Genomic DNA, 10,568 nt, shown 5'->3' with positions numbered 1-10,568 from the left:
TCGGTAATCCGCTCGTCACGCGATTGCGTGCCGACCAATGTGCCGGAACCGGTGGTGTACGTGACAACGAAACTCGCAGTGCTGGCCGCGCGAACGCTCGACATCGCTTTGCTGGAACCGCCGTTCGACCTGCTCACGCGGGTTCCGGGGCGGTTCCTCCGCCGAGCCGTCGAGTTCGCGACCTTTGCCGACCTAACACGCCTTCAGAAACGAACGTTCGTGAAACCCGCCGATCCGCTCGATAAATGGTTCGACGCCGGACTGTACGGGAACGCGCGAGACATCCGTACCTGTGGGCGATCGTGTCCCGACGCCCCGGTGCTGCTCAGCGAGCCGGTCGAGTGGTCGGTGGAGTTGCGGTACTTTGTGCTGGAAGGGCGTGTGGTCGCGGGCTCACCGTATCTCTCTTACGGGCGCCCCGCGTGGCGCCGCACGGACGCATCAGGTCCGCTGCCCACTGCGGGGCGACCGTTGGTCGAGCAACTTTGTGCGGACATGAAAGACCGGCTGCCGCCGGTGTTTGTGGTTGACGTGGGACTGATCGAGGACCGCGGTTGGGCGGTGGTGGAGTTCAACCCGGTGTGGTCGGCCGGGCTGCTGAACGCCGACCCGCGTGCCGTGTTTCCGGCACTTCAGCGGGCCAGCCAGCGCCGCACCGAACTGACCGACGTCGACCGCCGGTGGGATTTGCGAAAGTGACACCGAACCAGCCCGTTGCGTTCGTGCGGCCGCGGCCGCATAATTCACCGCTGTCACACCCCAGAAGGAACCTCTCTAACATGCGCCTCGCACTCACCCTCACACTCACCGCGGCCGGGCTGACCGCCGCGCTCACCCCGTCGGCCGCCGCGCCCAACACCGGCGAGCCCGTCATCACCTGGAAGAAGACCGTTCTCGACACCAAGTTCCGGTCCGAAGGCGTTGCCGTCGCGGACGTGAACAAGGACGGCAAGATCGACGTACTCAACGGCGAGTACTGGTACGAGGCGCCGGACTGGAAGGCCCACGAACTGCAACCGTTCATGGACCACAAGGACGGGTTGCGCAATTACAGCCGCGTGTTCGCGTGCTGGACCGAGGACCTCAACGGGGACGGCTACGCGGACCTCATCGTGATCGACTTCCCGGGCGCCCCGTGCTACTGGATGGAGAACCCGAAGGGCAAAGCCGCCGGCGAAGACGGCAAGCCGCTGCACTGGAAGAAGCACATCATCTGGCACTCCGCCTGTAACGAAACGCCGCTCTACACGGAACTGACCGAGAAGGGCAAGCGCGTCCTCATCATGGGCTCGCAGCCGAAGGGTAAAGAGACCGAAGGGCAGATGGCCTACTTCACCCCCAACCCGAAAGACCCGACGGCTCTGTGGGAGATGCACCCGATCAGCGAGCCCAGCGTCGCCCCGGAAATGAAGGACGGCAAGCCGGTTCCGAACACCGGAAAGGAGATCCCCGGGACGCGGAAGTTCAGCCACGGGCTGGGAGTCGGTGACATCAACGGGGACGGTCGCGCCGACGTCATGTGCGTCAACGGGTGGTGGGAACAGCCCGCGAAGGCCGACGGAAAAACTGCCTGGACGTTCCACCCGGCCAACCTGGGCGCCCCCGCTGCTGACATGTACGCCTACGACATGGACGGCGACGGCAAGGCCGATGTCATCAGCTCTTCCGCCCACCAGTTCGGCATCTGGTATCACAAGCAGCGCGCCACGAGCAAAGACGGCCACCCAACGTTCGAGAAGGTGGACCTGTTCCCGAAACTGGTGAGCGAGACCCACGCGGCGCACTTCAAAGACATCGACGGCGACGGCCGCCCGGACCTCATCACCGGCAAGCGCTGGTGGAGCCACGGGCGGGCTGAACCGGGCTCCGACGGTCCGGCCGCGATCTACTGGTTCAAGAACACGAAGGGCGCCGACGGGATCGTCAAGTTCACCCCGATGACCATCGACGAAGATTCCGGCATCGGAACCCAGTTCGAGGTCGCGGACATCAACGGCGACGGATTACTCGACGTGATTTCGTCGAACAAGAAGGGCGTTCGGGTGATCGTACAAGAACGGAAGAAGTGATCTCGGGCCGACGTTTCCGAGCTCAACACTGTGCGGGCGTGAAGCAACGGAACCCGTTACCTCACGCCCGCCTCTGGCGTCCGATTCCCCCCGGCCGTTATGGCCGCGACGGAATCGGCAGAACAGCGGTGATCTGGGGCACATCACCCGGCTTGGGGGCGTCGCCGCCCGGAGCAAGCGGCATCGTGTTCACCGCCGGCGGTGCCCCCAACCCCTCCCGCCCCGGGATCGGGAGCGGGCCGTTCGGGATCGGCATCATCGGGGCCGGCCCGTTCGGGATCGCGATCGGTGATGCGGCCCCCGGGATCGGCATCATCGGCGCGGGGGCCGTCTGGTTGCGGATCGGTATCATCGTTCCCGTCCCGGCTCCGCTCCCGCCCAGCGGAATCGGCGGGCCTGACTGTAACGCCGTCGGGTTGCCGAACACGCGGGAGCCCGGAGGGAGCGCCGGCTCGGCGATCCGCTCCTTCGTGATGTCCTTCACCAACGGGGCTCCGAACGGCGTCGTCGTGTCGAACGTAATCGTCGCCGGCGGCGAGAACAGCGTCGGGCCGCTCTCCGGGTCGTACCGGGCCGAGATCTTCACCCGCGTGATGTCGGGCTTGTACGTCGGCCACGGCAGGAACACCACGTAACTCTTGCCGAACGTTTCGTCGCGGGTTTGCAGGTTCCGCAACGTCGCCTTATCGAACTGCCACCGCTCGGGGGTCGCGGCCGGCTGGCCCGGCGGGCGCGGGCTGTCGTCCACGAGGTCCACGGTCAGCACCCCGTCGGCCTGTGCGAACTCCATCTTCGCCCCGCCGAACAGGTACATCTGCCCCACGATGCCCGAGTTGGGCCGCCCGTTCTTCGTCGGGTCCGGCAGGTACGCGATCCGGTTCTGCCAGCCCATCCCGAAGTTGGACGCGACCACCTTGCGTTCCATCTTCGCGCCCAGCGCCGCGAGCGGACCCGAGGGGGCCGCCGCGGCCGGCGCCCCGCTCGCGACCGGTGCCGGCGTGGTGGCGGCCACGGGTGCCGTCGCCGATGCCTGCACCACCGGCCCGGTCGTCGGGGCCGCGGGCGCGTCACCCGTGCGGGTGGTCTCCTGCGGCGGCGGGAGCACCCCGGGTTTCATCACGTCCAGCTTCTGGACCTCGGGCTTCTTCCCCTCCGTCGAGAGGCACCCGGTCCCGATCGCAAGCGCCCCGAGGGCGACCGCGGTCAGCGACGAATATCGTGCACCCATGACTTCGTGCCCTCCGTGGCGTTGAGATACGGCTTCTGTTCGACCGGGGAGGCGTCCTTGCCTCGTCCCGGCTCCGGTTGGGTCGGCGCCGCGGCCGGCGGGGCGCTCATGGCGAACCCGCGGTTCGGGGCGCCCGGAACGGCGGGCGCCGGCGCGGCCGGAACCGGCTGTCCGGGTTGCTGCATCACGTACCCGGTGCCCTGGGGCGCGGCCGGGATTTGCGGCGTCACCGCCGGCATAGGCGGCGCGAAGCCGGGTTGCGGGAACGGCGGCGGCGCGAACACCGGCTGCGACGCACTCACCGGCATCACACCCGAGGACGACGGCAGTGCCGCACCGGGGGTGCCCGGAAGGGGCGGCGCGCTCACCCCCGGGACCGGCATCGTGCCCGGAGCGGGCGTCAGCATCGGAGCGGGCTGGACCGGCAGGATCGCGGCCCCGCCGTTCGGCGGCATGACCGTGTTCTGCGGCATCGCGCCCGGGGGCACGACCGTTCCGGGCTGCGGCTGCGGGGTTCCGGGCTGGAGCATCCCTCCTGTCGCCGGCCCGCCGTCGAGCGGGATCGGAGCGTTGAAGGTGCCGAAGTACGCCGGACCGGGCACGAAGTTGGGCTGGCCCTGCGGCCCGCCGGCCCCCGTCGGCACCGGGCGGGCGCCCGCCGCCGCCGGCCCCATCACCTCGCCGCCGTGCTTGTGGGTCGCCAGCACTTCCGGCAGGCACCACTTCAGCTTCGCCGACTCCTCCGCCAGGATGCGGGCGTTGTCGTACTCGCTGCGCACGATGTGCGGGGTCATGATGACCAGGATCTCGCGCTTCTGGACCTGGTGCTGCCGGTACCGGAACAGCGCCCCCAGGTACGGGATGTCCTTCGCGTACGGGATCCCGACCTCGCTCTTGGTTTCCGTCTTACTGAGCAGCCCGCCGAGCACGATCGTCTCGCCGTCAGAGGCGAGCACCGTGGTCTGCACTGTCTGCGAGTTGAACACCGCCGCCTGGATGCCGCCCACGGTCACCGTGTTCGGCTGCACGCTGGACACCGTCGGCTCCACCCGCATCAGCACCTTGCCGTCCGGGCTCACCCGCGGGGTCACCCGCAAGCTGATCCCGATGTCCTGGTACTGGATGCCCTGCTGGGCCAGGCCGTTGGTGATCGTGGTCGCGGTCGGCACCGGGTAGCTCTGGCCGATGTTCACGTACCCGGTCTGGCTGTCCGCCACCTGGATCTGCGGCCGGCTCAGCACGTCCACCCGGCCCTGCGCCTTGAGCGCCCGGACCAGCAGCGAGAACGTGTCGTTGGACGCCGAGAACACGAACCCGCCGACCCCCTGCGTGGGCGACGACCGCCCGACGCCCAGGTTCCCGAGCCCCTGGAACCCGACGATCCCGTTGCCCACGTTGTTGCCGGCGGGCAGCGCGGTCGTGGTGTTGAAGTTCAGCGTCGTCCCGCGGTCGAAGAGGACCGGGCTCTGGAGCCCCACCTCGACGCCCAGCTCTTCCGTGTTGCTGAGCTGCACCTCGGCGATGGTCACCTGGATCACGACCTGCGGCGGCTGCGCGTCGATCTTGTCGATGATCCGCTTGATCTCGCCGAAGTACTCCGGCGTGGCGCTCACCAGCACGGTGTTGCTCACCGGCTCGGCGATCACCACCACGCTCCGCTGGAGCTGCTGGAACACGCTGGTGAACTGTGCCCCGGTGTACACCTGTAGGGCCTGCGTGAAGAACTGCTGCACCGAGTTGGCCACGTCGGCCGCCGCCGCGTTCCGCAGCTTCACCACCTCGTGGTACCGGTTCTGCACCTGCGACCCCTCCAGCCGCGCGATGATCGCCCGGATGGTGTCGAGGTCGTTGAGCGAGCCGGCCACGATGATGCTGTTGGTGCGGTCGTCCACCGACAGCCGCAGGTCGATCAGCGACGCCCCGGCCGACGGGTCCGAGCTGATCGTCAGCAGCGGCCGGGCCTGGGTGGTGTTCTGCCCGAGCCCCTGGTTCTGGATGCCGGTCGTGGCGGTCCGCCCCTGGCCGGTGAACAGTTGCGCGATCAGGTTCGCCGTCAGCGTCGCGTCGGCCCCCTGGGACAGCCGGAACACGTTCACGTAGGACCGCGCCGCGGCGACCGTGTCGAGGTTCTCGATGAGCGTCTCGATGAGCTTCATCGTCTCGGTCGGGGCCGCGATGATCAGCGAGTTGATCCGGGCGTGCGAGACGATGTGGATGTCCTCGAGGAACCCCGTCTCGTACGTCTTCCCGTCCCGCGCCGAGTAGAACTTGATCGCGGTCGTTTTGGTATGCAGCCCGCCGGCGCTGCCGGTCCCGATGGTCGGGATCAGCGCGTTGATCTGCTGCACCTGGGTGGCGCCGAACTGCCCGGTGGTCTGCCCGATCGCACCCGGCACCGCCCCCTGGGTGCCCAGGTTGAACTGGTTGCCCTGGCCGAACTGGTTGGCGCCGCCCCCCTGGTTCGCGGTGATCCCGAACGCCGCCGCCCCGCCCTGGAGTTGCGCCTGCGGGCCGGTGAACTGCTGCTGGGCCAGCGGGTTTAGCACGTTCGACGTCAGCGCTTGGCTCAGCACCTGCCCCAGTTCGTCCGACAGCGCGTTCTTCAGCTTGAAGATGCGCATGTCGTTGACCGCTTTGGACGTCGAGATGTCCATAAGCGTGATCAATTCTTCGACGTCCTTCAGGTCCCCCGCGGAGCCCTGGACGAACACCGTGTTGCTGTTCGTATCGAACGTGACCCGGAACTGGTTTTTTGTCTGCGGGTCGCCCGGATACCGGGTGTTCCAGAAGTTCTGGAGCTGGTACGCAAGGAGCTGGGCCGACGCCCGCTTGAGCTGGAACGCCTTGAACGGTGCGCGGTTCGACTGGTCGAACAGCCGCTTCATCTCGTTCTTGGCGTCCTCGAACCGGGCCTCGGGCGCGACCAGCAGGACCGCGTTCAGCCGCGGCAGGGCCAGTGCGGCCACGGCACCCGCGCTGGCCGCGCCGGTGTTCTGCCCGAACCCGACGTTACCCACGTTGGTGCTGCCGACCCGCGGGCCGGGCAGGTAGCCGCCGTTTTGCCCGAACTGCACCCGGCTGAACAGCGCGTTGAACTGATCGGCGACCGTGTTACAGTCGCCGTTCTCCAGCGGCACGATCTCCACCCGCGGCTGGGTGTTGCGGGCGGTGCGCTGGAGGATCTCGATCAGCTCCAGTACGATCTGGAGGTCTTTGGCGTCCGCGGTGCGGAGCACGAGCGCGTCGAGCCCCTGGATCGGGATCGCCGTGACGACGCCGCGCGGCGCGGGGCCGGTGTACACGCCGTCCCCGGAGCCCGGGGGCATGGGGGGCGTCATCATCGGCGGGGCGCCCGGGCCGGCGGGCTGCTGGCCGCCGGCCATGACGATCGCGCCGAGCGGGCGGGGCGGAGCCGGGCGGTTGTACCCGAAGTCCGCCTCGTCGGTTTGCGGGTCGTAGATCGTGGAGACCGCCGAAGGGGCGTCCGTGCCCCGGTAGTCAAAATTTGCGGTCGGCCCTCCGTTGTTCAGGCTCGCGGTCCGGCCCCCTCGGGCTCCGCCTCCGCCTCCACCACCGCCTCGGTTACCTCCCCCACCGGCACCGCCTCCGCCTCCGCGGTTACCTCCCCCGCCGAAGCCGCCGGTGCCACCACCGCCGAACCCGCCCGTGCCGCCACCGAACCCACCACCGCCGAAGCCGCCGGTGCCACCGCCGAAGCCCCCGCCACCGGGGAACCCGCCGCCGGTGCCGCCACCGCCGAAGCCACCGGTGCCACCACCGCCGCCGAACCCGCCGCGACCGCCCTGCTGCCGCGAGTCGATGCCCCGCATCGCGTTCACGGCCTGTTGCACCACGTTCGGGTCAACGCCCTTCAACTGCACCAGCTTCACCACCTCGGTGGTGGCGACGGTGGCGTTGTCGAGTTCGGTGACCAGCTCCCGCACGTCGGCGTAGAGCGTCTCCGCGCACAGCAGGATGATGCTGTTGCTCCGGTCGTCCACGGAGATCGAGAGCGCCGGCGGCTGCTGTTGCTGCGGCTGCCCGCCCCCGCCTTGGAGCGCCGCGGCGAACGGGTTGAACGCCGGCATCGCCCCGACCGCCGCGTTGCGGCCGGAGGTGCCCATCGCGCTGCGGTACACGTCCCGCACCACCGCCGCCATCTCCGCCGCGTCCGCGTTCTTCAGCGGGAGGATGAACGTCTTGAGCACCGCGGCCGAGTCGTTGACCCCGGCGTCGATCGTACCGCCGAGCAGCTTCTCGATGAGCACCAGATCGACCGGGCTGGCCTTCACCACCACCACCGAGTTGCTGCTCTTCTCGGCGACCACACGGATGCGGTCCTTGGACGCCGGGCCGGTGTCACCGCCCCCGCCCAAGCCGAGCAGCGCGAGTGGGTTGAGCCCCCCGAACCCGCCACGACCGCCGCCGGGACCGCCACCGCCGCCGCGCTGCTGTTGCTGCTGCGGGCCGTTGAAGATCTCCGTCAGTTCGCGGGCGGCATCTTCCGCCGCCACGTACTTCAGGCGGATCACCCGGAACAGGTTCTCGTCCGGCTTCGCGCCCTCGGTGACGATGTACCGGGCCAGTTGCGACAGCACGTCGAGGGCCGCAGTGTCCTCGCTCTCGATCACCAGCCGGTTGCCGGCCACGGTGATGATGATCGGCTTGTCTTCCCGCTTGGCCGGGTCCACGACCTGCGCGGCGATCAGGAAGTCCCGCCCCGGGAGCGGCTCACGCGCCCCGAGGGGCGGCGGCTTGACCGGGTCCGGCAGCTTCGGCGGGTCCGCCTTCGGGCGCAGCGGGCTGGTGCCCGGGGCCGGCGCCGGGTTGGTCCGCGACGGCGGGTTCAGCGGGTCCTGGATGATGACCCGCTTGCCCCGCCCTTCCATCACGCGGCTGAACATCTCCGCGACCGCGGCGGCGTTCGCGCTGCCGCCCAGGTTGATGGTGCGTGTGGTCGCGTTGTTGCCCGGCAGCGCGGTACCAGGCGCCCCCAGCCCGGTCTCACCCTGTTGTCCGAGGATCTTTTTCGCTGTGGCGAGCTGCGCCGGGGTCCCCATGAACAGCAGCCCGGGGTTCGGCCCGGTCTTCTGCGGCTCGATGGTCGGCCCGCCCGCGGCGGGGGTCGGGAAGAACTTCACCAGCGTCGCCGCCGCCTCACCCGGGTCGAGTTGGTTCAGCGGGATGAAGGTCGTGTCCGCGGCATCGGAGCCGCCGGTGCCGCCGTCCCCGCCGCTGATGATCTTGGCGATGTCGATCTGATCGACCGGTGCCGCGAGTACCATGATCTGGTTTTGGGCCGGCAGCGCGATGGTCTGAACCCACGGAAGCTTAGCCTGGATCGCCTTGGCCAGTTCGGCTGCGGACCCGGCCGGAACGCTATACGTCTTCAGCACCGGTTCCGCCGGGACCAGCTTGGGGGCACCCGGGTATGGCTGCTTGTCCGTTTCCTCTGTGAGCTTCTTCGCCAGCCCGATTTTGTCCTGCGGCGCGGTCACGATGATCGCGCCGCGGCGTGCGTCCACTGCGATCTGGACGGTTTTGACACGCCCACCTCCGGTCACCTGTTGCGGTTGGTTCGGGCCGCGCCCGCGGTCGCCCCCGCGGTCACCACCGCCCGGACCGCCCCAGCCGCCGCCCGGACCGCCCCAGCCGCCGCCCGGACCGCCCCAGCCGCCGCCCGGACTGCCCCAGCTACCCGTGCCCTGCGTGCCGGTGACGTCTACCTTCACGTCCGGGTTGGCCATCAGTTTGGCCAGCACATCGGCCAGTTCTTGCGGGCGCCGGTACTCACACACGTGAGTGAACGAGTCCGAATCGATGTTCTTGTTCTCGATATCGTCCAGCGTCTTCTGGATGCGGGCGATGTTGCCGACCGTATCCTGCACCAGAAACGCGTTGGGCTGCGTCAGCGGGATCATGGTCCCGAACGGGGTGAGCAGCTTCTTCAGCTCGTCGATCGAGTCAGTGACGACCATCCCCTTGACCGGCAGCACGATCTGCACGATCTCGGTGCGGCCCCGCTTCGGTAACTCGTCCAGCGTGATGCGCGGCAGTAGCGTCGGATCGATTTTCTCGTCGGACGGCTGGATGAAGAACGTCATGTGCCGGCGGATGAGCAGAAATTTCTGCTGCATCATCGCCTCGTTGATGAGGTCGGTGACCTCACCGACGGTGAACTTCCGGTCCTTGCCGGGCTTGATGGCGACGGTGCCGGTGGGCTTGACGGTCGTGATGAGCGTCAGCCCGGTTTCCTTGGCGTACCAGTCGAGGACCTCGTCCCAGCCGGCCTTCTCGAAGTGGATGCTGATCTGCTTTTCGGGCGCAGCCGCCGCCGGCGCGGTCGGTGCGACGGCCCCGGGCTTGCCGGGCGCGGGCATCGGCTGCGCGAGCACCATGTCCACGGGGCCGGCCAGCCCGGCCGCCGCGGCGAGCACGCCGGGGAGCCATTTGCGGAGCTTCAGGAGCTTCCAGACCGGAACCGCTCTCAGCCGGTTCCCGTGACGCGGAGCCATAAATTCCCCCCAGTAACGGCGATCGTGTCCGTCGTTCCGTTTAGCGCGGGTCGCCCGTTCCCCAACAGGCGGCCCGCCGGACCGGCGGAGGTGTTCACGCGTGTGATTGCGGCTGAATATCGTGCTGCTCAGAAGCCATCAACGGAAAACCGCCGGGGAGCGCAAACTTTTAATCTGACCCCAGTTTATCCCAACTGCGCCGTTGCCGCGCTGTTAGATCGGGATGAGAGAAAAGAAAAGGGGTGGGCGCCCCGCGGGGGCTGGCGCGAGCGGGTAGCTGCCGCCCGCGCCGCTCGGCGCCCCGGAAACCCTGCGCCGGGTGCCCGTCCGCCGTTCGTGTTCGCTTCCAGAGCCAGTCCATCGGATACGCTCCCGGTACGGCACTTCTGGAACGGGCCGGGCCTCATCGCACGGCCACAGCGGGAGCAGATGCCCGGTCGAACGGTTCACCACCCGCTCGAATTCCACATCGCAAGTGCCAAATCCGAAAGACCTTGCAGCCATTCCGCCCTGAATCATCTGGGCCGATCTCACCGCCCAAAATACCGCGTTTGCGGTTTGAAACGTGGGATTCGTGGGTCGCAGCACGCCAGCGAATGGGTAGTCCGTGACCAGTCAACGGGTAGCGGCGGTCCAGTCCCTTCCCCTGTTGGCGGCAACCGACCGGCGCTGTAACCCCCGTTACAGCACCGGTGCTGGCAGAGTGAACGGGGGACGTAGTGCAGAAGCGATTCGATTCGGCTTTACGAGTGTCGG

At 68.5% G+C, this 10,568-nt stretch carries 4 protein-coding genes; 2 read left to right on the top strand and 2 right to left on the bottom strand.

All coding sequences use genetic code 11. The features are described 5' to 3' along the window. Together R5W23_RS06280 and R5W23_RS06275 are read left to right on the top strand one after the other, a co-directional pair. Window positions 1–699: ATP-grasp domain-containing protein (locus R5W23_RS06280; protein WP_320685597.1), on the top strand; the 699-nt coding region annotated here is incomplete at its 5' end. A gap of 80 nt (window positions 700–779) precedes the next feature. Next, window positions 780–2,069, top strand: a complete 1,290-nt coding sequence (locus R5W23_RS06275; protein ID WP_320685596.1) for an FG-GAP repeat domain-containing protein — start codon at window positions 780–782, stop codon at window positions 2,067–2,069. A 97-nt stretch (window positions 2,070–2,166) separates the two neighbouring features. Here R5W23_RS06275 and R5W23_RS06270 read toward each other — a convergent pair whose 3' ends face one another. Together R5W23_RS06270 and R5W23_RS06265 are read right to left on the bottom strand one after the other, a co-directional pair. After that, window positions 2,167–3,297: a hypothetical protein gene (locus tag R5W23_RS06270; protein ID WP_320685595.1), complete on the bottom strand. Its 1,131-nt coding sequence runs from the start codon at window positions 3,295–3,297 to the stop codon at window positions 2,167–2,169. Next, entirely contained in the window at window positions 3,273–9,812 is a 6,540-nt protein-coding gene (locus R5W23_RS06265) for a secretin N-terminal domain-containing protein (protein ID WP_320685594.1), read from the bottom strand. Before R5W23_RS06265 ends, R5W23_RS06270 begins: the two co-directional genes overlap by 25 nt. Window positions 9,813–10,568 lie beyond the last annotated feature (756 nt).

This window comes from Gemmata algarum, assembly GCF_034097035.1.
Lineage (GTDB): Bacteria > Planctomycetota > Planctomycetia > Gemmatales > Gemmataceae > Gemmata > Gemmata algarum.
The sequence above is the reverse complement of the archived record's forward strand: the minus strand, read 5'-3'. Positions and strand labels throughout refer to the sequence as shown.